This is a genomic window from Janthinobacterium sp. GW822-FHT07A03, from assembly GCF_058798815.1.
Genome location: NZ_JBXAKW010000010.1, coordinates 248557 through 273727 on the forward strand (window position 1 = coordinate 248557; position 25171 = coordinate 273727).

Genomic DNA, 25171 nt, shown 5'->3' on the forward strand with positions numbered 1-25171 from the left:
ACATCCTCCCTGGACGGGGCGATTGCAAGACTCACCATCGTCCATTCCCATACCTTAGCGCAGCCAGGCGGCAGCGTTCTGATAAATCGCAAGCCTGGTCACGCTGGCGGCCGTATCGGCACCGCCGTGCCTGTCGCGACTATTCACTTGCCGCATGTTCACCCGCGCCGCGAAGGCGCTACAATAGCGCTTCCATTTTCCCTCGCAGAAGAAATCACCATGGCCGTCAATTCTCCCAAGCCCGTCGCCGCCGACTTGAAAGCCGTCGCCGGCATTGAAATCGGTGTTGCCGAAGCCGGCATCAAGAAACCCAACCGCAAGGATTTGCTGGTATTGAAACTGGCACCGACGGCCACCGTGGCCGGCGTGTTTACCCTGAACCGTTTCTGCGCCGCGCCCGTGCAAATCTCGAAAGCCAACCTGGCCGCCGTGACGGCCGGCGCCGCGCCGATCCGCGCGCTGCTGGTCAACACGGGCAACGCGAATGCGGGCACGGGCGAATCGGGCCTGGCCGACGCGCAGGCCAGCTGCGCCGCGCTGGCAGAGCTGCTGGGCTGCACGCCGCAGCAAATCCTGCCGTTTTCCACCGGCGTGATCCTGGAACCGCTGCCCGTGCAGCGCCTGGTCGCCGGCCTGCCGCAAGCCGTGGCCGCACTGACCTCGGATAACTGGTTCTCGGCCGCCGAAGCCATCATGACCACCGACACGCAGCCGAAAGCCGGTTCGCGCACGGTCATCATCGGTGGCCACACGGTCACCCTGACGGGCATCAGCAAGGGCGCCGGCATGATCAAGCCGAACATGGCCACCATGCTGGGTTTCCTGGCCTTTGACGCCACCGTGGCGCAGCCCGTGCTGGACCAGCTGGTGAAACAGGCGGCCGACAAATCGTTCAACTGCATTACCATCGACGGCGACACGTCCACGAATGACTCGTTCATGCTGGTAGCCACGGGCGCCGGCAGCCTGGTCATCGATTCGATCGATTCGCCGCATTATGCGGAACTGGCCGCCACCGTCACCGAACTGTCGACCTTCCTGGCGCAAGCCATCGTGCGCGACGGCGAAGGCGCCACCAAATTCATGACCGTGACCGTGGAAGACGGCCGCAACGTGGAAGAGTGCCGCAAGATCGCCTATTCCATCGCCCATTCGCCGCTGGTGAAAACCGCGTTCTTTGCCTCCGACCCGAACCTGGGGCGCATCCTGGCCGCCATCGGCTATGCGGGCGTGGACGACCTGGACGTGGGCCAGCTAAACCTGTACCTGGACGACGTGTGGGTGGCCAAGAACGGCGGCCGCAACCCCGATTACCAGGAGCAGGACGGCCAGCGCGTGATGCAGCAAAGCGAAATCACCATCCGTGTAAAACTGGCGCGCGGCGATGCCACGGCCACCCTGTGGACGTGCGACCTGTCGCATGACTACGTGTCGATCAACGCCGACTACCGCTCATGACCGGCCTCGATCAATTCCTGATCCGCGCCGAGCGGGTACTGGCGCGCCTGGAGTCGATCTTGCCGCCGGCCTTGCCGGCGACGGACTGGAACAGCTTTGCCTTCCGCTGGCGCCGGCGCCAGGGTGCCGCCAGCCATCTGCAGGCGGTGGCGCACGTGTCGTCCATCGCCCTGGATGACTTGCACAACATCGGCACGCAGAAAGCGCAGATCGAGCAGAATACGCGCCAGTTCGTCGCCAGTCGCCCCGCCAACAACGTGCTGCTGACGGGCGCGCGCGGCACGGGCAAGTCATCGCTGATCAAGGCATGCCTGAACCAGTTCGCCGACCAGGGCTTGCGCCTGATCGAAGTGGACAAGGCGGATCTGGCCGACTTGCCCGACATCGTCGACCTGGTGGCGGCGCGCCGCGAGCGCTTCATCATCTTTTGCGACGATCTGTCGTTCGAAGAGGGCGAAAGCGGCTACAAGGCGCTGAAAGTGGCGCTCGACGGCAGCATCGCCGCGCAATCGGACAATGTGCTGATCTACGCCACCTCGAACCGCCGTCACCTGATGCCCGAACGCATGTCGGACAACAGCAGCTACAAGACGGACGACGATGGCGATTTGCATCCGGGCGAGACGGTGGAAGAGAAAATCTCGCTGTCCGAGCGCTTCGGCCTGTGGCTGTCGTTCTACCCGTTCAAGCAGGACGATTATCTCGATATCGCGGCGCACTGGCTCGCCTCGTTTGGCTGCACGCCGGAGCAGATCGCGCAAGCGCGCGGCGATGCCCTGCGCTGGGCCTTGCAGCGCGGCTCGCGTTCGGGCCGTGTCGCCTGGCAATTCGCGCGCGATTACGCGGGAAAGCTGCCGCAATGAGCGAAGTGAAAGTGACACCGGTTGACGTGGCCGTCGGCATCCTGATGAAACCGAATGGCGACGTGCTGCTGGGCCAGCGCCCGGCCGGCAAGCCGTATGATGGCTATTGGGAATTTCCTGGCGGAAAGGTTGAACCGGGAGAAGCTATCCTCGACGCCTTGAAGCGCGAGTTTGTCGAGGAGCTGGGTTTATACATCGACAGCGCGGAGGCCTGGTGCGGCGTCGAATATGTGTATCCGCACGCCCATGTGCGCCTGCATTTCTATATCAGCCGCGACTGGCGCGGCGAGCCGCAAAGCCTGGAAGGGCAGGCATTCGCCTGGCAGGGCACGGTGGGCGTGGAACCCTTGCTGCCAGCCACCATTCCCCTGCTGGAATGGCTCGACGAGGTGCGCCGGGAATCCCTGGCTGCCTGAGTTCGATTTGTGCCAGTATGCAGCCCGTGCGCTGCGCTGGCGCAAACCTGTGTTGTCCTTCCCTTGCATCGGCGATGTTTTGCGCTAGAGTGCTCTCATGACGCACTGGGGAATTCGCATGCCGCTGACCCTGACCTTTACCGATACCGATGAACTGCTGCTCGCGGCGCTGCACAAGCGTGCCCGCGCGCATGGGCGCAGCATCGAGGAAGAGCACCGCGACATCCTGCGCAGCGCCTTGCGGCCGTTGCCGAAACGGCCGCTCGACGACATCTTGCGCGGCATGCCAGACGTGGGGGGCGATGGGGACTTCGAGCGCCGCTCCTGAGCCGCCATGGGCGCCTATCTGGTCGATACGGATGTGATCGTTGCTGCACGCAAAGGGACAGGTGCACCGGCGGGCATTGCCGCTTTCTTCGAGCGGGTGGCGCCCGAGGCGCGCTACTTACCGGTACAGGTGATCGCGCAATTGCGCGCAGGCATACAGTGCAGCTGGCGGCGTGAAGCGCCCCTGGAAGCGTTGGCCCTGGAAGGCTGGTTGGAAGCGCTGCTGGCCGATTATGCTGCGCGGCTGCTGGACTTCGACCTCGATTGCGCGCTCGTCTGTGCCCGTTTGCATGGCCGTGGCGCCGTACAGGGTGTGAACACGCAGATCGCGGCGATGGGCATCGCCTATGGCTTGACGGTGGTCAGCGGCAGGCTCGATAGTTTCGCGGCGCAGGGGCTGCGCCTGGAAAATCCATTTGCCTGATGCTTTTTAACGTCTAATAAAACCGTAGCGAGCGGAAGTGGGTGGTGGTTGAGAAGCGCAACTGTACCGAGTACGGGGCCGCCGAGGCAGTGAGCATCGCAGACCGCGACCCGCGACGCGCAGTAGGTTTGATAGACGTTATTACTGCGGCTTGTTGTCTTCGTCTGCCAGGGGATCTTCAAATGGATCGGCGGCGGGGATCGTGTATTTCTCTTCGGCCCAGGCACCCAGGTCGATCTGCTTGCAGCGTTCCGAGCAGAAGGGGCGGTATTTATTGGCTTCAGTCCATTCGACTTTGGCGGCACAGGTAGGGCAGTTAACGACGGTCATGATGGGGCAAATAAGTAACAGTTAAAAATTACACAGCGTGAGCTCGAATGGTACATCTTCTTCCAGCGGCTTGGGTTTCAAGTCGCCGCCCTGGGTAGTGAAGCGTACCCACAGCATGTATTTGTTGGCGGAAATTTCCGGGATGGCGCCGCTGTTTTCATCGAGGCTCAGGCGCAGCATCTGATACACCTTGCCTTGCAGCATTTGCTGGTAGCTGCCGCCATTGGCGATCAGTTTGACGGGGCCGCCGGAATCGCGCAGCAGGCGCAAGACGAGGGCCAGCGCGTCGAACAGGGGCGCCAGCGGGGCGAACCAGGCCTGGATATCGGTCAGGCGCTGCTCGCTGCTGCGTTTTTGCCAGGCGAAATACGACGGCAAGTCAAATTCGCAGGCGCCACCCGGGATGATGGTGCGGCCGCGGATGCTCATCAGCCATTCATTGTCGCGGATATTCTGGCCCGTCTTGCCTTGCGCCGCCACGAGGGCGCCGCTGACACTGTCGAGTTCACCGAGGATGGCATCCAGGGTTTCCGGTTCTACATTCGGATTGCTGCGGTAGCCCAGCAGGCTTTGACGCTGGCGCTCGAGTTCCTGCAGCAGGTCCGATTTCAGGTCGGCGCGGCCGGCCACTTCGAGCATATCGAAAATAGTTGCCAAGGCAACATGATGTTGCATTGCATGCTCTTGCTGGATGAAGAACTTGAATTTGTCGTACAGGTCTTCCAGCCGCAACAAGGTACGTATGCGTTCGTTGAAAGGGTATTCGTAGACAATCAAAATAATTCCCTTAAGTAAGGACCTGCAAACAATCCCGTGATTTTGAACCAAGCGTCGACAAATTACAAACGTTGCGGCCCGATTCCAGCCATTCTTTTTGAAAATGCCAGATATAAATCGTGCAACTGGGCAATCTGCGGCGCCAGGGCGGCCAAATCGCCATTATTGTCGATCACATCGTCCGCCGCCGCCAGGCGCATGGCACGCGTGGCCTGCGTGGCCATGATGGCTTTGACTTGTTCTTCCGATAAGCCATTGCGCGCCATCACGCGCGACACTTGCAGGCTCTCCAGGCAATCGATGACCAGTACGCGGTTGACCCGCTCCACCCAGCCGCCGGACTCGACCAGCAGGGGCACGGCAAAGATCACGTAGCTGCCTGTCGCTTCTGCCGCCGCCGTCAGGGTGGCCTGGCGGATGCGCGGGTGCAGGATGGCTTCCAGTTTCGCCTTGGCAGCGGCGTCGGAAAACACCAGGTTGCGCATTTTTGTGCGGTCGAGGGCGCCGCGCGCATCGGCGTAGCCGGACCCAAATTCCGCCACCAGGGCTGGCATGGCCGCGCCATTGGGCGCCGTCAGGCTGTGCGCGATCTGATCGGTATCGATGATGGAGGCGCCGCGCGCGGCGAACAGGTCGGCCACGGTGCTCTTGCCGCAACCGATGCCGCCGGTGAGTCCGACGCTGAAATAAGGGGCGTTTTGTCGTTGCATGTATTTATCCATAGGGGCAGTGCTGCGCTGGTCAGCTGGTCAGGCCCAGCGTGAGACGCGACAGGGGCGTGCCGTACAGCAGCGCGATCAGGCCTGCCGCCGCCAGGTAGGGACCGAAGGGAATCGGTTTGTCGCGTCCCCGCTTGGCAAACACGATCAGGCCGATGCCGACCACGGCGCCGACCACCGACGACAACAATATGATCGTCGGCAACATGGTCCAGCCCAGCCACGCACCGAGCGCCGCCAGCAATTTGAAGTCACCATAGCCCATTCCCTCCTTGCCTGTCGCCAGCTTGAAGGCCCAGTACACGGCCCACAGGGCCAGGTAGCCGGCGGCCGCGCCGATGACGGCGTCCTGCAGCGGCACGAAGGTGCCGTTGATATTGACCAGCAAACCCGCCCACAGCAGGGGGAAGGTGAGGTCGTCCGGCAGCATTTGCGTATCGGCATCGATGAAGGTCATGGCGATCAGCAGCCAGGCAAACACGAGCGTCGCCAGGCCCGTCCAGCCGCTGCCGAAGTGCCAGATCAACAGGGCCGACAGCGCGCCCGTCAGCAATTCCACCAGCGGATAGCGCACGGAGATGGGCGCCTGGCAGGCGCTGCATTTGCCGCGCAGCAACAGGTAGCTGATGACGGGGATATTTTCCTTGGCCGTGATGCGGTGGCCGCAAGCGGTGCAGTTCGAGTGCGGCAGCATCAGGTTGTAGCGGTCCGTGTGCGGCAAGGGCAAGCCGCTTTCTTCCGCCACGTAATTAGCGGATTCGCGCTGCATCATTTTCGGCACGCGGTGGATCACCACGTTCAGAAAGCTGCCGACAATCAGGCCGAACAGGGCGGCGACGAGGGCGACGGAAAGATTGCCGGGCGCGGCGAACAGCAGGGTATCTGGAGGCATTATTTATTGTTAATTTGAAATGGAAAGTGCAGGATTACAGCCGCGACGCCAGCCATGGTCAGGGCCAGCGTCGCGAACCAGGAGAATATAGTCTATCTGTCATCTTAACTCGGACGAGCATGTCTATGGCAATGGTACGTGCTGGTCAAAAATACCGCGTGCATCACGTTCGCGGGGTGCTTTGCTACTTTTTCGTGACCACGGTGGCGTTGATGGCCTGTCTAGGAGATGGTGTTTTTTTATGCTCGATCAGCAGTGCCAGCAGTTTGTTGCGAATGGATTCTGAGAGCATTTTCTCCAAGTAGCGATGCACTACGGCTGCGACTGAAATCGCCGTAACGGTGGTCACGAAGATATAGCCCCATGAGTGCGTATGTGCTTCCATGTCCAGCTTGAGCATGACCAGACTGAAATAGTGATGGGTAATCGTATGGCTGAGGTACAGTGAGAAAGAAATCGAGCCTAGCCATACCAGCCAGCGTGGAGCGGGAATCTTGACGGTCTTGCTGGCGATGGCCATGACGAGCACGGTTACTGCCAGGATGCCGCCCCATTTTGTGAGACCGTGAAAATCCACCACGCGCGAGTAGCCGAGCCAGATGGTAAACGCGATACTCAGGCCGAGAAGATGATAGGCGATGGCCGGGTTTCTGATCCTAGCCCAGTCCTGCAGATACAACAGTCCGATGGCGGCGCCCGCGAGAAACTCGAGAATAATCGGATTGCTCATCAAATTAAAGTAAGTAAAGGAGTAAGACAGGTTTCTGCTGGCATCGTAGGCCGACAATGCTGAATCTTGTTGCATGGGTATTAGTATTACGGTGGCGATCATCCAGGCGAACAGCACCAGCCAGCGCCATTTTTTGAAACAGAGCGAGGCGCAGAATATGGCATAAAAATACATCTCGAATTCCAGGGTCCAGCCCAAAGGCAATGCTGCGCCAAAATAGGGTGGATTATTGATGGAGACGGGGATAAAGAAGATGCTTTTTAAAAATAGAATGATATTGTCATAGGAGCTGAAATACGCGGTGACGTCTTGTGTTGCCGCTATCCACCAGAAGGTGATGACAGCGTAGACGGGCCAGACGCGCGCAAAGCGCTTGATGGCAAAGGTCTTCGCATATTCCAGGCTACCATCCGAATTTTTCGTTGAATAAGCCATGATGAAGCCGCTGATGATGAAGAACAGGTCGACGCCCATGGCGCCTGGCCTGAGCATTTCATCGGCCTTTTCCCAGTTGGCCGTATTGAGCATGAAGTAGCGGGCATGCGTCAGGACCACCAGAGTGGCCGCAATACCTCGGAGCGCTTCCAGCCAGTCCAGTTTATTGTGATTTTTCATGAATTAAGACATGACTCTTTCATTAAAGATGTGGGGTAGCGACGAAGTCTGACCCGGGAGCGAATACCTGTCAACGCGGCAATTGCTATCTGGAATCTTATTGGAAGTGCTGGCTGTTGCCTAGATCACGGCTCCCAGCTTGAAAATCGGCAAATACAGGGCAATCACGAGGGAACCGACGAGCACGCCCAGCACCACCATCAGCGCCGGTTCCAGCAGCGTGGAAAGAGTGGTCACGGTGGCGTCGATGTCCGCTTCGATGATCTCGGCCGCGCGCGACAGCATGGCGTCGAGCGCGCCCGATTCCTCGCCGATCAGGGCCAGTTGCGTCAGCAGCGGGGGAAATACGCCGCTGTGCTCCATGGCCAGGGCCAGGCTGCCGCCAGCGCGGATTTCACGCTCGATGCGCGTCGTCGCTTCCTGGTACAGCGCGTGGCCGGCGGCGGCGCCCACCAGGCCGAGCGAGTCGAGCAGCGGCACGCCGGCGGCGAACATGGCGGCCAGGGTGCGCGTCCAGCGGGCGATCGCCGCCTTGCGCAGGAGCGGGCCGAACACGGGCAGGCGCAGTACCCGCAGTTGCGCGTGCCGCCGCAAGGCGGGCCAGCGGCGCCAGGCCAGGTGCAGCAGCACGCAAGCGAGCAGCAGCGCCGCCAGCAAGGCCAGCCAGTAGCGGATCAGAAAGCTGGACAGGCCCATGACGACGAGGGTAGGCAACGGCAAGGGGGCGCCGAAGCTGTCGAAGACCTGGCGGAAAGCGGGCACGACCACGCTCATGATGACGGCCGTGACAACGATGGCGACGAGTACGATGACCAGCGGATACATCAGCGCGCCACGCACCTGCCGCCGCAGGGCGATGGCCTTTTCCTGGTGCGTGGCCAGGCGCGCCAGCAAGTCCTGCACGATGCCAGCCTGTTCGCCCGCCGCCAGCAGGTTGCAATACAGCTCGTCAAACAGCAGGGGAAACTGGCGGAAGGCCTGCTGCAGGCTGCTGCCCGCCTCGATGTCGTGGCGCAAGTCGCGCATCAGCTCGGTGATCGCGGGTTTAGCGTGGCCCTTGCCGGCGATGTCGAAGGCGTGCAGCAGCGGCACGCCGGCCGCCATCATGGTCGACAGCTGGCGCGTGAACAGGGCGATATCCTTGCGCGTGATGGCCTTGCCGGGCGCGCTGCGCGCTGCCTGCACCCTGGTGGCCAGGATGCCCTGGCGTCTGAGCGCGACCGTCGCCGCGCCGGCGTCGGCGGCGCGCAAGACGCCTTCGGCCGCCTGGCCATGGCGGTCCGTGCCCTTCCATGCAAAGCGCCGTTCGGCCGCCATGTGCACCTCCTGCCGTCACGTTAGCAGCGTCAGGCAAGAGTACCAGCCGTACTGGCGGCAAGCTTGATTTGGCTCAGCCTTTGGTGGTTTGCACTTCCGTCTGTACAACGGCCTGGGCCTTCACGTCGGCCGCATCCTCCCCGTCGCTGTCCGTGCCCTTGCTGATGCTTTCGCCATCGTCGCGGCGCAGGGTCCAGAAGGTCAGCGAAGACAGCACCGTCAGCGCGGCCAGGGTGAGGAAGGCGTGGTGCAGGGCCGTACTGAGCATGGCGCGGTCCGACTGCGGCATGTCGCCCAGGTACCAGCCCGTGATCAGCGAGCCGAAGGCGAGGCCAAAGCTCATTGACAGTTGCTGCATCGAGCTGGCGATGGTGCTGGCCATGCTGGAATCGGCCTTGTCGACATCGGCGTACGCGATGGTGTTCATGCTGGAAAACTGCAGCGAATTGAAAAAGCCCATGCACAGGCTGATGGCAACGATCACGTACAGGGGCGTGCCTGCGCCCACCTGCGAAAACATGGCGATGGTGACGCCGATCAGCACCGTATTGACGATCAGCACCTGACGGTAGCCGAAGCGGGCCAGCACGCGCGCGGAAATGAATTTCATGCCCATGGCGGCCGCGGCCGACGGCATCATCAGCAAGCCCGATTGCCAGGCGGGCAAGCCCAGGCCCAGCTGGTACAGCAGCGGCAACAGGAAGGGCAGGCCGCCCACGCCCAGGCGGGTGACGAAGCCGCCCACCACCGAGACACGGAAAGTGCGGATCTTGAACAGGGTCAGGCGCAGCAGCGGGTGCAGCACTTCGCTCGAATGCCAGGCATACGCGGCCAGCAGGCTGATGGAAATGAACAGCAGCACGGCAAACGAGGTGCCGTCGATGCGGTGTTCGCCGAAGATTTCCAACAGCCACGACAGCAGTGCGATGCCCGTGCCGAACAGCACCAGGCCGATCAGGTCCAGCGGACGGGGCTTGTCGCCGTAATAATCGGGCATGTAGCGGTGCGCCAGGTACAGCGCCGCCAGGCCGACAGGCACGTTGACGAAGAAAATTTCGCGCCACGACAGCCAGTGCACGATCAGGCCGCCCACCGTGGGTCCCAGCAGGGGGCCGATCAGGGCCGGGATGATGACGAAATTCATGGCCGCCAGCAATTGCGACTTGGGAAAGGTGCGGATGATGGTGAGCCGGCCCACCGGCATCATCATGGCCGCGCCCACCCCTTGCAGCAGGCGCGCGGCCACCAGCATGGGCGCATTCACGGACAGGCCGCACAGGATGGAGGCAATGGTAAAGATGGCAACGGCGGCGGAAAACACGCGCCGCGTGCCGAAGCGGTCGGCCATCCAGCCGCTGATGGGAATGCACACGGCCAGGCTCAGGATGTAGCTGGTAACGACGGCCTTCAGGCTCAGCGGCGTCACGTTCAGGCTGGAGGCCATGGCGGGAATGGCGGTGTTGACGATGGTGGAGTCGAGTTGCTCCATGAACAGGGCGGTGGCGACCACCCAGGGGAGGTAGCTTTTAATCGGGGAACTGGTCATGGATGTGAGCCTGAGGAGGAAAGACGGAGCCGACAGTACGACGAATTGTCACATAAATGGCGCCCGCGTGCCGCCCGCGCCATCCATTCTGGCCGCGTGCCGGGGGGAGAGTCCATGGAACATTTGTTCCATGGCAATAGATTGCGGGCAAGGCTAGCATGTGTTTCCGGCAGCTCCGGCCTCTTCTCTCCCCGAAAGTCACACCACATGAAAAATGCACTTACCTTCCTTGTTCTGGGCGCCGCGCTGTCTGCCTGCGGTGGCGGCAGCGATCACGCTGCGCCGGAAGCGCCGGTCACGCCTCCCGTCGTCCCCGCCGATAGTGTGGCCGCGGCGTCAGCCGCCGTGGCCAGGGACGCGGGCTTGAGCGTCATTGCCGGCGCCAGCGCCGATGAAAGCGTGTATGACGTGGCTGCCGATATCGGGGACACGTGGCGCATCACGTTCGACAGCGCGAAGAAAACCTACGCCATCCGCGTGCTGTCGACGCAGTTCGGCTTGAGCGACCGCAGCGGCACGTTCAGCGCAGTCACCGCCGGCCATCTCACCACCTACACGGCAACGGATTTCAGCGTCACCGTCGATGCGCGCACGCGCCTGCTCTCGGGCAATATCAAGCTGGGCAATATGACGTCGACCGTCAGCGGCACCGGCTATGCGGTGGGTGATGTGGCCAGGCTGGCCGGCAGCTACCTGTTCGTGGGCGCCATGCGCAATGCCAGGGGTGGTGGCGACCGATTCAATCCGAAAGGCAGTTTCAGGATCGCGGCCAATGGCGCAGCGCAGCTGTGCAATGGCGGTATCTTCAATGCGCAAGGAGCTTGTTCGGCCGTGCCGGGTTTGCCGCAGCCGGAAAGCGCGGACTTGATCTTGGTCAAGGATGCGAAGAGTGGCCTGCTCGTCGCCCGCCAGGGCGGCCAGGATTTCGGCATCGTGCACGTGCATGCGGGGGACCGGGGGCTGGCGCTGTTCATCGACCGCTATAGCCTGAACCAGGAAAACGTCTTGCGCGTGGGCACTATCGTGGCAGCTAAGCAACAGAAGATCGGTACGGAAGTCAACGGCAGCTATGTGTGCGCGGAGCAGGGCGGCACGACGGGCAAGATTGACATCGCCGGCACCGTTGCCACTATCACCAACAATGGCACGGGCAAGGTACACGCGGAAAACGTGACCTTGAACAAACTGGGCACCGGCACGCTGGCCGTCGATTTCGATGGCATCGCCGTACTGAAGGACCCGGCCGACGCGCTGGCCGATTACACGATGTTCATGCCCGTTTCGTCAAGCATGGCGGTGCAGTTCTCGACGGACCGCTCCTTCCTGACGACGTGCCTGAAAAAGTAAAGCTTAGCGCGGGAGCGCGTCCAGCGCGGCCAGCAGCGGAAGCGCGGCATCGGCGATGCGCTCCAGGCTGGCCTCGCGCAGGGCGGCGGTGTCCACTGTGTGGCCGGAGTCCAGCCCCGCCCAGCGCAGCAGCGCCGCACACGCGGCGGGCGTGTCGAACATGCCGTGCAAATAGCTGCCCAGGATTTGCCCGTCGCCCGATACGGCCCCCTCGGGCCGGCCGTCGATGACGAAGGCCGGCTGCGCCAGCGCCGCGCCATGCGACACGCCCATGTGGATTTCATAGCCTGCCACGCGCGCTTCGGCCGCGCCGGCAAACGCGCAATGGCCGCGCACCTGTTCTAGCCGTTTGTCGCTTGTTAATTCCGTCACCATGTCGAGCAGGCCCAGTGCCGCTGACTCTCCCGCCGCGCCTTCCACGCCCAGCGGATCGCGCACGCTTTGCCCCAGCATCTGGAAGCCGCCGCAGATGCCGAGCACCTTGCCCCCATAGCGCAGGTGTTTCGCCAGGTAGGCGGGCCAGCCTTGCTGCTGCAGCCAGGCGAGGTCGCCCCGCGTGTTCTTGCTGCCGGGCAGGATCACCAGGTCTGCCGGTGGAATCGGCTGGTCCTGTTTGATGAATTGCAGGTCGATACCGGGGTGGGCGCGCAGCGCGTCGACATCCGTGTGGTTGCTGATGCGCGGCAGTTGCGGCACCACCACCTTGAAGGCACCGCGTTCGGCCTGCGTCGCTTCGACGGCGTCCTCGGCATCGAGGAACAGGCCTTGCAGGTAGGGCAGCACGGCCAGCACGGGTTTGCCCGTCTGCTGTTCCAGCCATTCGATGCCGGGCGCAAGCAGCGAGATATCGCCGCGGAAGCGGTTGATGACGAAGCCGAGGATGCGCGCCCGTTCGCTGTCGGACAAACACGCCAGGGTGCCGATGATGTGCGCGAAGACGCCGCCCCGGTCGATGTCGGCCACCAGGATCACGGGGCAGTCGACGGCTTCGGCAAAGCCCATGTTGGCGATGTCGCGCGCGCGCAGGTTGACTTCAGCGGGGCTGCCCGCGCCTTCGACGACGACGGCGTCGTATTGCTGGCGCAAACGCGTGAAGGATTCCAGCACGGCGCCCATGGCGATGGTTTTATATTGCTGGTAGTCGCGCGCATCCATCTCGGCGCGCACCTTGCCGTGGATGATCACTTGCGCGCCCGTGTTCGACGACGGTTTCAAGAGCACCGGATTCATGTCCGTGTGCGGCGCGATGCCGCAGGCCAGCGCCTGCAAGGCCTGGGCGCGGCCGATCTCGCCGCCGTTGCTCGTCACCGCGCTGTTCAAGGCCATGTTTTGCGGCTTGAACGGCGCCACCGTCACGCCACGGCGCTTCAACAATCGGCACAGTGCCGCGACGACGGTGCTCTTGCCCGCGTCGGACGTCGTGCCCTGCACCATCAGGGCGGGGAAGGGGCTCTTCATGTCTGCTGCTCCTGCAGATGTTGCCAGCGCGCGATGATGTCGCTGATCTGGCGCAGCCCTTCGGTAATTGCCGCCGGGCCGGGCGACAGGATGTCGGGCGACTTGATCTCGAACAGCATGTCATTGCGTACGGCGGGAATCGCATCCCAGCCCGGGCGTGCCGCCAGTTGCGCCGGCTGGAACTTCTTGCCGCACCAGCCGGCGAGGATGATGTCGGGCGCGCGGGCGACCACGTCATGGGAATCGGCGATGATGCGCTCCTTTGCGCCCGGCTGCACGGACAATTCCGGGAAGGCGTCCGCGCCGCCGGCGATGGCGATCAGTTCCGCCGCCCAGCCGATGCCGCTCATCAGGGGATCGTTCCACTCTTCAAAGTAAATCACGGGCTTGCGCGTCCAGGCTGCGGCGCGGGCCTGGGCTGCGGCGATGTCCGCGCGCAGGCTGGCGATCAGAATTTTTCCCGCTTCCTCGCGCTGTACCAGCGCGGCCAGCACGCCGATCATGCGCAGGATGCCGTCGACCGTGCGCTGGTTGAACTGGTGTACTTCGATGCCGGCCTTGACCAGGTCGCGGCAGATATCGGCCTGCATGTCGCAAAAGCCGATCACGAGATCCGGTTCCACTGCCAGGATGCGTTCCAGGTTCGTGGAAGAAAAGCCGCTGATCTTGGTTTTTTCCTCGCGCGCCCGTGGCGGACGCACGGTGAAGCCCGAGATGCCCGCGATGACGTCCTCGGCGCCCAGCGCGTACAGCGTCTCCACGGCTTCCGTCGACAGGCAGGCGATGCGCTGGTAGTGGCTCATGGTATGGCCTTGGTGCGGCGCTGGCGGGCCACTTCCAGCTGTTCGCACATGGCGGCCGTGCCTTCGATCATGCGCGGGCCGGCGCGGTTCAGCAGGTCGCCATTCAGGCGGAACAGGTTATTTTTGCGCACAGCCGTCATCGACGGGAAGGCGCGCCACATGGCCAGGCCGCCTTCGCTACGCGGATCGCTTTTTTCGCTGGTGCCGAAGATGGCTTCCGGGTCTTCCTGCAGCACGCCCTCCGGCGTGACGACGGGCGCCACCACCTTCATCGCGGCAAAGACATTCTGGCCGCCGCACACGCGCATCGAATCGCTGATGATGCTCGCGCCGCTCAAGGTATATAGAGGCTTGTCCCATACCTGGTAAAACACGCGCACGGGCGGGCGCTGCGCATATTGTGCCGTCAGGCCGGCCAGTTTGGCGCGCAGCTGGGCGGCGGCAGGTTTGGCGACTTTTTCCGTGCCCATCAACTGGCCCAGGCGCTCCATGCTGTCGGGGATGTCGGCCAGCTTGCGCGGTTCGCTGTGATAGATGGGTACTTTCAACTGGCGCAGCATGGCGATCTGGCGCTCGGCGCTGCCATGCATCCACACGACGATCAGGTCCGGCTTCATGGCGATGATGCGCTCCATATCGTACTGGCGGTTGTCGCCCACTTGCGTGATCTTCTTGGCCGCTTCCGGATAGTCGCTGTAGCTGACGACGCCGGCGATCTTGTCGCCGCCGCCGGCCGCGAACAGCAGTTCCGTGACGTGCGGCGCCAGCGCCAGGATGCGCTGTGCCGGTTTTTGCACGGTGACGGTATTGCCGTCGTCGTCGCGCACGCTGATGGCGGCGTGTGTCTGCAGCGAGACCAGTCCGGCCAGCAGCAGTGTGGTTTTCAAGTGGTTCATAAGTGCTTCCATGCGGTGAGGGCCTGCTGCAGGTGCAGCCAGGCGTGTTCGTCGGGGGGCAAGCCCAGGCGGATGCCGTGGGCCGCGTGGCGGAACAGGCGCACCCAGATGCCCGATTCTGCCATGTAGCGCCAGAACGCTGCTGCGCGTGCTTCCGGCCACCATTGAAACAGCGCCGTGCCTTTGCTGGCGATGCCGTGCGTGGCCAATAACTGGTGCAGGCGGGCGCCTTCGCCGCGCAGGCGCTCGCGCATCGCTTCCTGCCAGTGCGTGTCGTTCAGGGCGGCCAGCGCCACTTGCTGTGCCGGGCCGCTGACGGTCCACGGACCCAGCATGTCGGCCAGCTGTGCCAGCAGCGCGGGATGGGCGGCGACAAAGCCCAGGCGCAGGCCCGCCAAGCCAAAGAATTTGCCCACCGAGCGCAGCACGATCAAGCCTGGCCGATGCGTATGCGGACCCAGGCTGGCGTGTGACTCCGTGTCGCCAAACGCTTCATCGACCACGAGCCAGCCGCCGCGCGCGGCCAGCTTGCTGGCCCACTCCAGCAGCAGTTCCGGTGCGATGCGTTCGCCCGTGGGATTGTTCGGGTTGCAGATCACCAGCACGTCGCAGTGGTCGACGGCATCGGCCAGCAGCGCATACGGCACTTGCCGCAACTGGTGGCCGTGCTGGCCCCAGTGGTGCGCATGTTCCGCATACGAGGGCGCGGCTACCACCACGCGCGACGGCGCGCGCAGTCGGGGCAGGGCCTGGATGGCGGCTTGCGTGCCCGCCACGGGCAGCATGGCCGGCGCGTCGTAATACGCGCAGGCGGCAGCCGTCAGCGCAGGATCGGCTTCCGGCAGCCGGTGCCAGGCGTTGGCGTCGGGTACTGGCGCTGCATACCAGTGCGGGTTGATGCCGGTCGACAGGTCGATCCAGTCGGCGATTGGCCGGCCGTATTCGCGCGCCGCGTCGTGCAGGTTGCCGCCATGTTCAAGCAAGGTATTTCCCCCTCAGGTAGGACAGCCCGGCCAGCAGTGCCACCCAGATCAGCCACAGCATGGCCGTTTCGGCCACCAGGCGCCAGGCGCGGTCGATGTCGCGCGCTTCCGCGGGACGGCCGGTGCCCAGCGGCGGGCGACGTTCCAGCTCGCCGTCGTAGATGGCGTCGCCACCGAGGGCCAGGCCCAGCGTGCCGGCGCCGCTGGCCATCACGGGACCGGCGTTCGGGCTGCCCCAGTTGGGCGCCTGCGTGCGCCAGCAGTGCCAGGCGCGCCGTTTGTCGGCCATGCTCCTGCCCAGCAAGACATAGGACAAGGCCGTCAGGCGCGCCGGCAGGTAATTGAGGATGTCGTCGATGCGCGCGGCGCAGCAGCCGAACCAGTCGTAGCGCGCGTTGCGGTAGCCCCACATGGCGTCGAGGGTATTGGCCAGCCTGAAGAGCACGGCGCCGGGCCCGCCCGCCACGGCAAACCAGAACAGGGTGCCGAAGACGGCGTCGTTGCCGTTTTCCAGCAGGGATTCCGTGCTGGCCTTGGCCAGGCTGGCCGTATCGGCGTTGGCCGTGTCGCGGCTGACGATGCGCGCCGTCAGCAGGCGCGCGTTGTCCAGGTCATCGATGGCAAGGGCATCGGCGATCGGCTGGTTATGGTCGCGCAGGCTGCGCAGGCCCAGACACAGATACAGCAGGAAGACGTGCAAGGCCGCGCCGGCCAGGCCGCACAGCCACCAGGCGGCATAGCTGATGGGCAGTACGGCCAGCGACCAGGCCAGCGCGCCGCGCAGGAAACGCCCACGGCCCCGGTTCAGCAAGCGCTCCAGCGTGCTGGCGAGGCGGCCAAAGCCCACCAGCGGATGCCAGCGGCGCGTTTCCCCCAACAGCATGTCGAGCAGCACGCCGGCCGTCATCAAGGCGGCCAGCACGGGCAGCGACAGGCCGCTCAGCATGGGCTGCCTTTCAGGTGCAGCGGCAGGCCGGCGGCGACAAAGACAGCGTTGTCGCACACGGCGGCCACGGCCTGGTTCAAGCGGCCCGCTTCATCGGTGAAGCAGCGCGAGATGGCGCCATACGGCACGATGCCCATGCCCACTTCGTTTGATACCAGCACGAGGTCGCAATCGGTATCGCCGATTTCGGCCAGCACGTACAGCAGGTGCGCGCGCTCGCTGTGGAACAGTTCGGGCAGGGCGATGTCGCCTACGTCCGGATACGTCGCGCCGCTGGAAAACATCAGATTCGTCAGCCACAGTGTCAGGCAGTCGACCAGCAGCAGCCTGCCAGGCCGTGCTTGCCGCAGGATGGCGTCGCCCAGGCGCAGCGGTTCTTCGATAGTCACCCACCCGGCCGGGCGCTGCTCACGGTGATGCCTGACGCGCGTGGCCATCTCGTCATCGCCCGCCTGCGCGGTGGCGATGTAGAGCACTTCCTTGCCGGACTCGCGGGCCAGCTTTTCCGCATAGGCGCTCTTGCCGGAACGGGCGCCGCCGAAGACCAGGGCGCGCGTCATGGCGCTGTTACCACTCGGTGCCGATTTGTGCGCCGATGCCGGCCGCGTACGCATGCTTGACGACGGCCATTTCGGTGACGGTGTCGGCGATCGCGATCAGTTCGTCCGGCGCGCCGCGGCCCGTGATGACCACGTGCTGCATGTGCGGGCGCTCCAGCAGGTCGGCGATAACCTTGTGCACGTCGAGGTACTTGTACTTGAGGGCGATATTGAGTTCGTCGAACAGCACCAAGCCGTAGCTGGGGTCGGCCAGGAAGGTCTTCGCCTGCTCCCATGCCAATTCGGCTTTTTCGATGTCGCGTTCCCGGTTCTGCGTTTCCCAGGTATAGCCTTCGCCCATAGCATGAAAACTGATTTCGTCGGGGAAGCGGCGCAGGAATTTCTCTTCGCCAGTCGACATGGCGCCCTTGATGAACTGCACCACGCCCACTTTCATGCCGTGGCCCATGGCGCGGATGGCCATGCCGAAGCCGCTCGAACTCTTGCCCTTGCCATTGCCCGTGTTGACGATGATGATGCCGATTTCCTTGTCCGCCTTGGCGATGGCCGCGTCGATGATGGCCTTCTTGCGTTCCATGCGCACGCGGTGGCGTTCGTTGATGGCCGCGGTGTCCGCGTCGATGGTCTTGTTGTCGCTCATGTCAGTCCTCTTTCGGTATGAATATCTTGCGTTTGCCGTGATCGATGATTTCGATCGGGTGGCCCAGGTAGTCGCCCAGGATGGAGGCCTGCATCACCTCGGCCACAGGGCCGGCCAGCCAGCCGCCGTCGCCCATCAGCAGCAGCGCATGGGTCGAGACGCTGTGCGCCAGGTTCAGGTCATGGCCTACCATGACCACGGTTTTATTCTGTTCGCGGCACAGCTTGGACAGCAGGCCCATGACGCTGACCTGGTGCGCCAGATCCAGTGCGTTGGCCGGTTCATCCAGCAGCAGCAGGGGCGTGTCCTGTGCCAGCATGGCGGCGATCGCCACGCGCTGGCGTTCGCCGCCGGACAGGCTGCGCACGTCGCGCTCGGCCAAGTGGTCCACTTCCATCGAGGCCAGTGACGCCAGGGCGATGCGCTGGTCGTCGCTGCCTTCCCAGTAATGGTTGTCGTGATACGGGTGGCGCGCCGACAGCACGGTTTCGATGACGCGGTAGGAGAACGCGTCGTGCCTCGCCTGCGCCAGGAAGGCCCGTTCGCGCGCCAGTGCTTCCAGTGGCCAGTCGATCAGGGCGCGGCCCTGTATCGTCACGTGGCCGGCATCCGGTTCGCGCAAGCCGGCCAGGGTGCGCAACAAAGTACTCTTGCCGGCGCCGTTGCGGCCGATGACGCTCCAGCATTCACCGTCTTTGATCTGCCAGGTGAGGTTTTCCACGAGGGAGCGCGTGCCCGCCTTCAGGCCCAGTTGGTAGGTGCGTATCATGCTTTTTTCATCTCCTGCGCAATCGATGGAGCTGGTACAGGAAGACGGGGGCACCGATCATGGCTGTCACCACGCCGACGGGCAGCTGCAAGGGTGCCAGCACGGTGCGCGCCAGGGTATCGGCCAGCACGAGGAAGGTGCCGCCGGCCAGAGCGGCGGCCGGTATCAGCAGGCGGTGATCGGGGCCGCAGGCAAAGCGCAGCGCGTGCGGCACGATCAGGCCGACGAAGCCCACGCTGCCGGCGCTGGTGACGGCGCTGGCCGTGAGCAGGCCGGAACAGAAGAACAGTCCCTTGCGCAGGGCGCCTACGCGCACGCCCAGGGTGCTGGCCGCTTCCGCGTGCAGGGCCATGACGTTGAGCGATCGCGCACAGCGCAAGGCGAAGAGCAGGGCGCCGGCCAGGACCAGCCAGGGCATCAGCCGCGCTGGCGCGCCGGACAGGTCGCCGATCATCCAGAACACCATGCTGCGCAAGCGGCTTTCCGGAGCGATGGACAGCATCAGGGTGACGATGGCCATGCAGGCCGAGGCCAGGATCACGCCCGTCAGCAGCAAGAGCGAAGCGCCGCCTTCGGCCGCCGTGCCGCCGCGCAGGTCGCGCCGGGCAAAAAAGTACAGCAGCATGGACACGCCGACGGCGCCGGCAAAGGCGGCGGCATCGACCACCCACAGCGCGCACATGAACAACAGCGCGGCCAGGGCGCCGACGGAGGCGCCGGCGGAAATACCCAGCACATACGGGTCGGCCAGGGGATTGCGCAGCAAGGCCTGCATCATCAGGCCCGCCAGCGACAGCGCCGCGCCGGTAACGAAGGCGGTCAGCGCGCGGCCCAGGCGCAGGTCGAGCAGGGTGGCGGCGAGGGTGTCGGTCTTGCCCTGTACGACGTGGAACAGGGCGGAAGGCAGGTCGGCGAGCGGAATCGCGATCGAGCCGATCATGCCGGAGAAAATCAGGCTGGCAACGGCGCACGCGACCAGCACCGTGAGGATCACGGTGGCGCGGTGGCGCATATTGCGAAAGAATGGGTGCATGTACTGCCTTAAAAACGGGGACTGCAGGACTGCATCTGCGGGCGATGAAAGCAATGCCATCGCCCGCAGCTTACATCATGATGACGTGCTTATTTCATGCCGTAGCGTACACCGACGAAGACTTTCGAGCCTGGCGTCGCATAGAAACGGGCCAGTTCGTAGTCCTTGTTGGCGATGTTGTTCCAGCGTGCCAGCACCGACCACTCAGGAGCAAACTGGTAGGTGGCATACAGGTTGACCAGCCCATATCCGCCCAGGACGTTCTTGTTGGCGGCATCGTCGTAGCGCTTGCCCGACAACTGCCATTCGGCGCCCGAGGTCAGGGCGCCCAGCGTGTAGTCAACGGCGACATTGGCGTGCTGCTTGGCGCGGCGTACCAGTTGCTTGTCCTTGGTTTCATCGCGCGGGTCTTGCAGGTCGATGTTGCCGCTGACATTGAAGGCGCCAAACTTGCGGCTGGCCGCCAGGGTCACGCCTTCGAGCAGGGCCTTGTTGACGTTGTAGGCGCAGCCATAGCTGCCGTTGAACAGCGGATCGGGGCAAGGCGTGGTGTTGACCAGCAGGTCGGTGACCTTGTTATGGTAGTAGCTGGCGCTGGCTTGCGATACGCCGTCGTTGTAGTGCAGGCCGATTTCTGCATTGCGGCCTGTTTCCGGCTTGTTCGATGCCAGGCCATAACCCGGGTAGTACAGCTCATTGAAGGTCGGTGCACGGAAGCTAGTGCCGTAGCTGGCGTTTGCGCGCAGTGCATTGCTGATGCGGTAGCCGTAGGCGATGCTGCCCGTGTTGTGCGAGCCGAATGCCGAGTTGTCGTCGCGACGGCCGCTGATATTGAACAGGTGCGCGCCGCGTACCATGTTGTACGCCGCTGCGTAGGACTTGGTATTGCGTGCGCCCGTCACTTCCGGCGTGCTGCTTGACATGACATCTTCATCGCGGTAGCTGGCCAGCAATTGCAGGTTGTCGCGGCCAATACGGATGTCGTTCTGCCAGGTGATGTCGGTCTGCTTCGTGTCGATCTGGCTTTTGCCATACGATGCGGCGCTGCTGTCGTCGCCCGACTTGTCGCGCGCTTCCGCGTAGCGCAGTTCGCTGGTCCAGTTGGGCATGAATTCATTTTTCGTGAAGACGGAGATGTTTTGCAGCTTCTGGTTGCTGCGCGCATCGTAACCTGGGCCGGCGTCGTATTGGGATTTCAGTTCGCTGTTCAGGAACACCAGGCCGACCTCATGGCCCTTGGCCATCTGGTAGCCGAACTGGCCGCTGACGCTTTCCTTGTCGTAGCCGTCCTTGTCCGGGTTGTAGGTGAACGAGGAGGCACCCAGCCTGGAAGCGGAGAAGCCATCCGACTTTTCCTTGCCTGCCGCCAGCGCGTAGCTGAAGCTGTTTGCGCCGCCCGTCGAACCGGCGACACTGGCTTCCGCCTGGCGCGTGTTGTTGCTGCCGTAGCCGGCGAAAGCGGAGAAGCGCGTGGCACCGTCGCCTTTCTTGGTGAAGATCTGGATTACGCCGCCGATGGCATCGGCGCCATACATGGTGCTCAGCGGGCCGTAGACGATTTCAACGTGGTCGATGCTCGACAGGGGCAGGGCGCTCCAGTTGGCCGTGCCAAGGGTGGACGAGCCGATGCGCACGCCGTCGACCAGGACGATATTCTGGTTGCTGTTCGCGCCGCGAATGAACACGCTGGCCGAGGTGCCTGCGCCGCCATTGCGGGTTACCTCGATACCGCGCTGCTTTTGCAGCAGGTCGATCAGCGAGCCGGCGCCCGAACGGGCGATTTCTTCCGAGCTGATGGTCTGCGTATCGCTCAGTACTTCGCTCAGGTGCTGCGGGTAGCGGTTGGCGGTGACGACCACTGGATCGAAGGTGTCGGGCGTAGATTGGGCGAAAGCGGCAGGCGCGGCAATGGCTAGCGCGAGCGACGTGAGCGCCGCGTGGCGGGAAACAGCATGGGTCATGATAATTTTCAATAAGTAATATGCAACCAGCCGACGTCCCCGTAGGCCAGATTGAACAGAAGTGGGAACTGAAGATGACGATCGAAGATGGCCATGGGCCATTCGGATCGCGAACATCCCCGTTCGCACACTTCCACCTGTCCTGGCCGGTATCCGGGCTGGCAAGTACGGCTATCCCACCTTCCCATGCTCGATGATTGCAAGCACAGTGGTTGTCAGAGATAGCTTGTCGTCCGCTTCCTGTAGAGAGGGGCGACACTTGCTTACCGTTGCGGGGGCAGCACACGTTCGCCGCGAGCGCGGCATCGTGTTTCCCGTTTAACTGCGCTCATGGACATGAGCGCGGGCACCAAAACCCGGTCATTATACGTGCAGTGGGCGTGGACTGACATGGCTGGCTGGACGATTCGATATCAGAAATCGACGACGACCGTCGCACCATAGGCGATTTTGTGGGCGGAATGGGCGGCCAGCAGGGCCGTTTCCTCCAATGGCAGCTGCGCCTGCAATGCCGACAGCAGGCGGATGGTGCCCGCATGGCAGATGATGATCGCCGTGTCGTGTTGTTCGCGCAACAGATCGCCTAAAAACGCATCGACGCGGGCAGCCATCGCCAGCACGTTCTCGCCGCCGCCGGGGCGGTACCAGGCGAGGTCCGCGGCCCAGGCATCGATGTCCGCGCGCGCAATCGCGTGCCAGGGCTGCATTTCCCAGGTGCCGAAATCCATCTCGGCCAGCCGGGCATCAAAGTGCAATTCGCTCGCGGGCAGATCCTGCGCCAGGGCCGTCGCCAGGCCGGCGCAGCGGCGCAGCGGACTGGCGTAGAGCGGCACACCGGGTGGCAAGGTCGCTTGCAGATGGGCGCGCACCCTCGCGATTTCATGCGGCGCCACCGCCACGTCGTTGCGGCCATAACAGGTGCCGCTGGTCACCTGCGGCGTGGGGTGGCGAACGAGGAGCAGGCGCATGGTGTCAATAGAAGCGTGTAGGCGGCTGGAAGCTGGAAAGGATGGCCAGGTAAATCGCCATTTCCGCCACCTGCTGCACGGCGCCCAGGCAGTCGCCCGTGTAGCCTTGCAGGCGGCGCTGGCATTTGCGGCCCAGCCAGAATGCGGCAGCCGCCGCCGCCACGATGGCAAGGGCCAGCGCCGCCCAGTCAAATATGCCCAGCAGTCCGCAGGCGATGGCCGGCAGCAGGGCGAAGGCGGCGGCAATGATGAATTCCCCCGTCGTCATTTCCTGGGCCATCGGTTTGGCCTTGCCTTCATCGCGCGCGTAGTCCATGAGCCAGATCAGGGCTACGGCGGCCAGGCGCGAGAGCGGATGGGCGATGAACAGCGTCGCCACGATGGTGGCAGGCGGCAGTGAAGCGAGCGCCGCGCACTTGATGACCAGCAGGCAGACGATACCGATGGCGCCATACGCGCCGATGCGCGAATCCTTCATGATTTCCAGCACCCGCTCGCGCGTCAAGCCGCCGCCGAAGCCGTCGCACATGTCGGCAAAACCGTCTTCATGGAAGGCGCCCGTCAGGTAGATGCCGGCGGCGACGGCCAGTAGCACGGCCACGACCGAAGGCAGGAGCCAGCTGGCCAGCAGATACACGGCGCCGCAAATCGCCGCTACCACCACGCCGACTAGCGGAAAGTAGCGCGAGGCGTGCTGCAGCCAGGCTGGCTCGAAACCCACCCAGCGGGGGATCGGCAGGCGCGTGAAGAACTGCAGCGCGATGAAGAAGAGGCGGCACTGGTGGAGTGCGGCGGAAACGGGGTTGGCCATGGTCTTAGTCTGGCGTGGACTTTTCGCTGACCTGGGCCGAGGCGAAGGTGGCCATTTCGCGCATGAAGTTCACGGCCGCGTGCAGCAGCGGCAAGGCCAGCGCCGACCCCGTGCCTTCACCGAGGCGCAAATCGAGGTGCAGCAGCGGACGCGCTCCGAGGCTTTCCAGCAGCTGGCGGTGGCCGTTTTCATCGGAGCAGTGCGAAAACACGCAGTAATCGAGGATGGCTGGCTGCAAACGGGCCGCCACCAGCAAGGCGCTGCTGACGATGAAGCCGTCGATGAGCAGAATCATGCGCCGTTCGGCTGCCTTGAGCATGGCGCCGGCCATCATGGCGATCTCGAAGCCGCCAAAAGTGGCCAGCACGTCGAGCGGCTCATGGACTGCCGCATGATGGGCGATGGCCGCCTCGATCACCTGCTGCTTGTGCAATATGCCTTCCTTGGAAAGGCCTGTGCCTGCGCCCACGCAGTCGGCGACCGGCGTTTGCGTCAGCTTGTGCATCAGTGCGGCGGCGGCGGTGGTGTTGCCGATGCCCATTTCGCCAAAGCCCAGCACATTGCCGTCCAAGGTGGCGGCCAGGTCCATGCCCGCCTGCATGGCGGCCAGGCATTGTTCCTGGCTCATGGCGGGTTCCTTGGCAAAGTTGCGGGTGCCGGGAGCTTGTTTGCGGTGCAGCAGGCCGTCGCGCGGGCCGAAATCGTGGTTCACCCCGGCGTCTACTATATAGAGGGCGCAATCGGCCTGGCGGGCAAAGACGTTGATGGCGGCGCCGTTGCCGAGGAAGTTCTCTACCATTTGCCAGGTCACGCTTTGCGGATAGGCGGAAATGCCTTCCGCGACGACGCCATGGTCGGCCGCGAAAACGATGATGGCCGGCTGGCGCAATACCAGTTGCGTGCTTTGCTGGATCAGGCCGACCTGGCGCGCCAGGGTTTCCAGCATGCCGAGACTGCCCAGCGGCTTGGTCTTGCTATTGATGGCGTGTTCGAGGGCGCTGGCCAGGGCGGGATTGGCGGTGGGGGCGATGTGTGGGATAGGCATGGGAGTCAAGGTGATGAGGCAGGGTATTGTCGGCGCTACGATATCACACAGCAATATTTGCCCGACTGCAAATTAGCGCTTGCAGGGTCCGCGCGCCTTGGCTATAATTCGCCCCCTCGCTGAACGACGCATGCAAATGCCGAGTAAAGCAGGGTGAAAAAGAAGGAGTTGACGGATTTAGCGAAATGCTTCATACTCTTCCTTCTTCGCAGCTGACAAACACAACGCTTTGTCGATAGCGCGAGAGTAGCAAATAAGCAGTACCGAATACAGTTCTTTAACAATTAACAGTCGATAAGTGTGGGCATTTGATGTAAGTGCAGCGTCAATCTTAGGATTGGCGTCTAACTTAAAATATATCAAATGTTCACAAGAAATAATGAAATAGGATACTTCTTCGGAAGTAGCCTGTCAGTTTTTTGAGTGAGCGACCCGTCAGCAATGACGGTGCCGGTAAAACGGCAAAGTAACAGAGATTAAACTGAAGAGTTTGATCCTGGCTCAGATTGAACGCTGGCGGCATGCCTTACACATGCA

General features: G+C 63.3%; 26 protein-coding genes and 1 riboswitch. Of the genes, 6 read left to right on the forward strand and 20 right to left on the reverse strand.

Annotated features, from left to right (window positions below):
* Positions 1-219 precede the first annotated feature (219 nt).
* The 5 genes from argJ to AC1RJW_RS26005 all read left to right on the forward strand — a co-directional run bounded on the left by argJ (position 220) and on the right by AC1RJW_RS26005 (position 3488).
* Entirely contained in the window at positions 220-1458 is a 1239-nt protein-coding gene (argJ, locus tag AC1RJW_RS25985; RefSeq protein WP_493047471.1) for a bifunctional glutamate N-acetyltransferase/amino-acid acetyltransferase ArgJ, read from the forward strand.
* Positions 1455-2321: an ATP-binding protein gene (locus AC1RJW_RS25990; protein WP_493047472.1), complete on the forward strand. Its 867-nt coding sequence runs from the start codon at positions 1455-1457 to the stop codon at positions 2319-2321. The genes argJ and AC1RJW_RS25990 overlap by 4 nt, the downstream gene beginning before the upstream one ends.
* A complete protein-coding gene (locus AC1RJW_RS25995; RefSeq protein WP_493047473.1) occupies positions 2318-2737 on the forward strand; it encodes an NUDIX domain-containing protein in 420 nt (139 codons plus the stop codon). The genes AC1RJW_RS25990 and AC1RJW_RS25995 overlap by 4 nt, the downstream gene beginning before the upstream one ends.
* A gap of 97 nt (positions 2738-2834) precedes the next feature.
* Positions 2835-3065 carry a FitA-like ribbon-helix-helix domain-containing protein gene (locus tag AC1RJW_RS26000; RefSeq protein WP_493047474.1) on the forward strand — a complete coding sequence of 77 codons (231 nt, stop codon included), beginning with the start codon at positions 2835-2837 and terminating at the stop codon, positions 3063-3065.
* Between the two features lie 6 nt (positions 3066-3071).
* Positions 3072-3488: a PIN domain-containing protein gene (locus AC1RJW_RS26005; RefSeq protein ID WP_493047475.1), complete on the forward strand. Its 417-nt coding sequence runs from the start codon at positions 3072-3074 to the stop codon at positions 3486-3488.
* Between the two features lie 141 nt (positions 3489-3629).
* Here the strand turns inward: AC1RJW_RS26005 and yacG are convergent, their stop codons facing one another.
* The 7 genes from yacG to AC1RJW_RS26040 all read right to left on the reverse strand — a co-directional run bounded on the left by yacG (position 3630) and on the right by AC1RJW_RS26040 (position 10414).
* Positions 3630-3821: a DNA gyrase inhibitor YacG gene (gene yacG / locus AC1RJW_RS26010; RefSeq protein WP_034785391.1), complete on the reverse strand. Its 192-nt coding sequence runs from the start codon at positions 3819-3821 to the stop codon at positions 3630-3632.
* A gap of 18 nt (positions 3822-3839) precedes the next feature.
* A complete protein-coding gene (gene zapD, locus AC1RJW_RS26015) occupies positions 3840-4595 on the reverse strand; it encodes a cell division protein ZapD (RefSeq protein WP_493047476.1) in 756 nt (251 codons plus the stop codon).
* A gap of 62 nt (positions 4596-4657) precedes the next feature.
* Entirely contained in the window at positions 4658-5305 is a 648-nt protein-coding gene (coaE, locus tag AC1RJW_RS26020) for a dephospho-CoA kinase (RefSeq protein WP_493047477.1), read from the reverse strand.
* A 31-nt stretch (positions 5306-5336) separates the two neighbouring features.
* Positions 5337-6206, reverse strand: a complete 870-nt coding sequence (locus AC1RJW_RS26025; RefSeq protein WP_493047478.1) for a prepilin peptidase — start codon at positions 6204-6206, stop codon at positions 5337-5339.
* Between the two features lie 184 nt (positions 6207-6390).
* The gene (locus AC1RJW_RS26030) at positions 6391-7551 is read right to left on the reverse strand and encodes an acyltransferase family protein (protein ID WP_493047479.1); all 1161 of its coding nucleotides are present in this window, start codon (positions 7549-7551) and stop codon (positions 6391-6393) included.
* A gap of 120 nt (positions 7552-7671) precedes the next feature.
* Positions 7672-8868 (reverse strand): type II secretion system F family protein, encoded by a 1197-nt coding sequence (locus tag AC1RJW_RS26035; protein WP_493047480.1) that lies wholly within the window; start codon positions 8866-8868, stop codon positions 7672-7674.
* Positions 8869-8941: 73 nt separating this feature from the next.
* Positions 8942-10414, reverse strand: coding sequence for a DHA2 family efflux MFS transporter permease subunit (locus tag AC1RJW_RS26040; RefSeq protein WP_493047481.1), 1473 nt, complete (start codon positions 10412-10414; stop codon positions 8942-8944).
* A 207-nt stretch (positions 10415-10621) separates the two neighbouring features.
* On the opposite strand from AC1RJW_RS26040, the gene AC1RJW_RS26045 reads away from it, so the two are divergent.
* Positions 10622-11761, forward strand: a complete 1140-nt coding sequence (locus AC1RJW_RS26045; RefSeq protein ID WP_493047482.1) for a hypothetical protein — start codon at positions 10622-10624, stop codon at positions 11759-11761.
* A 3-nt stretch (positions 11762-11764) separates the two neighbouring features.
* Here AC1RJW_RS26045 and AC1RJW_RS26050 read toward each other — a convergent pair whose 3' ends face one another.
* The 13 genes from AC1RJW_RS26050 to cobT all read right to left on the reverse strand — a co-directional run bounded on the left by AC1RJW_RS26050 (position 11765) and on the right by cobT (position 24634).
* Positions 11765-13219 carry a cobyric acid synthase gene (locus AC1RJW_RS26050; RefSeq protein WP_493047483.1) on the reverse strand — a complete coding sequence of 485 codons (1455 nt, stop codon included), beginning with the start codon at positions 13217-13219 and terminating at the stop codon, positions 11765-11767.
* Positions 13216-14022 (reverse strand): ABC transporter substrate-binding protein, encoded by an 807-nt coding sequence (locus AC1RJW_RS26055; protein ID WP_493047484.1) that lies wholly within the window; start codon positions 14020-14022, stop codon positions 13216-13218. Before AC1RJW_RS26055 ends, AC1RJW_RS26050 begins: the two co-directional genes overlap by 4 nt.
* Positions 14019-14918, reverse strand: coding sequence for a cobalamin-binding protein (locus tag AC1RJW_RS26060; protein ID WP_493047485.1), 900 nt, complete (start codon positions 14916-14918; stop codon positions 14019-14021). The genes AC1RJW_RS26055 and AC1RJW_RS26060 overlap by 4 nt, the downstream gene beginning before the upstream one ends.
* Entirely contained in the window at positions 14915-15901 is a 987-nt protein-coding gene (cobD, locus tag AC1RJW_RS26065; RefSeq protein ID WP_493047486.1) for a threonine-phosphate decarboxylase CobD, read from the reverse strand. Before cobD ends, AC1RJW_RS26060 begins: the two co-directional genes overlap by 4 nt.
* Entirely contained in the window at positions 15894-16847 is a 954-nt protein-coding gene (gene cbiB / locus AC1RJW_RS26070) for an adenosylcobinamide-phosphate synthase CbiB (protein WP_493047487.1), read from the reverse strand. The genes cobD and cbiB overlap by 8 nt, the downstream gene beginning before the upstream one ends.
* Positions 16841-17407, reverse strand: a complete 567-nt coding sequence (cobU, locus tag AC1RJW_RS26075) for a bifunctional adenosylcobinamide kinase/adenosylcobinamide-phosphate guanylyltransferase (RefSeq protein ID WP_493047488.1) — start codon at positions 17405-17407, stop codon at positions 16841-16843. The genes cbiB and cobU overlap by 7 nt, the downstream gene beginning before the upstream one ends.
* 7 nt (positions 17408-17414) lie before the next feature.
* On the reverse strand, positions 17415-18047 hold the full coding sequence (gene cobO, locus AC1RJW_RS26080) for a cob(I)yrinic acid a,c-diamide adenosyltransferase (RefSeq protein ID WP_493047489.1): 633 nt from the start codon (positions 18045-18047) through the stop codon (positions 17415-17417).
* A 1-nt stretch (position 18048) separates the two neighbouring features.
* Entirely contained in the window at positions 18049-18816 is a 768-nt protein-coding gene (locus AC1RJW_RS26085) for an ABC transporter ATP-binding protein (RefSeq protein ID WP_493047490.1), read from the reverse strand.
* Between the two features lie 7 nt (positions 18817-18823).
* A complete protein-coding gene (locus AC1RJW_RS26090) occupies positions 18824-19849 on the reverse strand; it encodes a FecCD family ABC transporter permease (RefSeq protein ID WP_493047491.1) in 1026 nt (341 codons plus the stop codon).
* 89 nt (positions 19850-19938) lie between these two features.
* On the reverse strand, positions 19939-21810 hold the full coding sequence (locus tag AC1RJW_RS26095; protein ID WP_493047492.1) for a TonB-dependent receptor domain-containing protein: 1872 nt from the start codon (positions 21808-21810) through the stop codon (positions 19939-19941).
* 127 nt (positions 21811-21937) lie between these two features.
* A riboswitch (cobalamin riboswitch) is annotated at positions 21938-22179 on the reverse strand.
* Between the two features lie 44 nt (positions 22180-22223).
* On the reverse strand, positions 22224-22778 hold the full coding sequence (locus tag AC1RJW_RS26100) for a histidine phosphatase family protein (RefSeq protein WP_493047493.1): 555 nt from the start codon (positions 22776-22778) through the stop codon (positions 22224-22226).
* Positions 22779-22782: 4 nt separating this feature from the next.
* Complete coding sequence (locus AC1RJW_RS26105; protein WP_493047494.1) at positions 22783-23589, reverse strand: adenosylcobinamide-GDP ribazoletransferase; 807 nt, start codon at positions 23587-23589, stop codon at positions 22783-22785.
* 4 nt (positions 23590-23593) lie between these two features.
* A complete protein-coding gene (gene cobT / locus AC1RJW_RS26110) occupies positions 23594-24634 on the reverse strand; it encodes a nicotinate-nucleotide--dimethylbenzimidazole phosphoribosyltransferase (RefSeq protein ID WP_493047495.1) in 1041 nt (346 codons plus the stop codon).
* Positions 24635-25171: the final 537 nt, after the last annotated feature.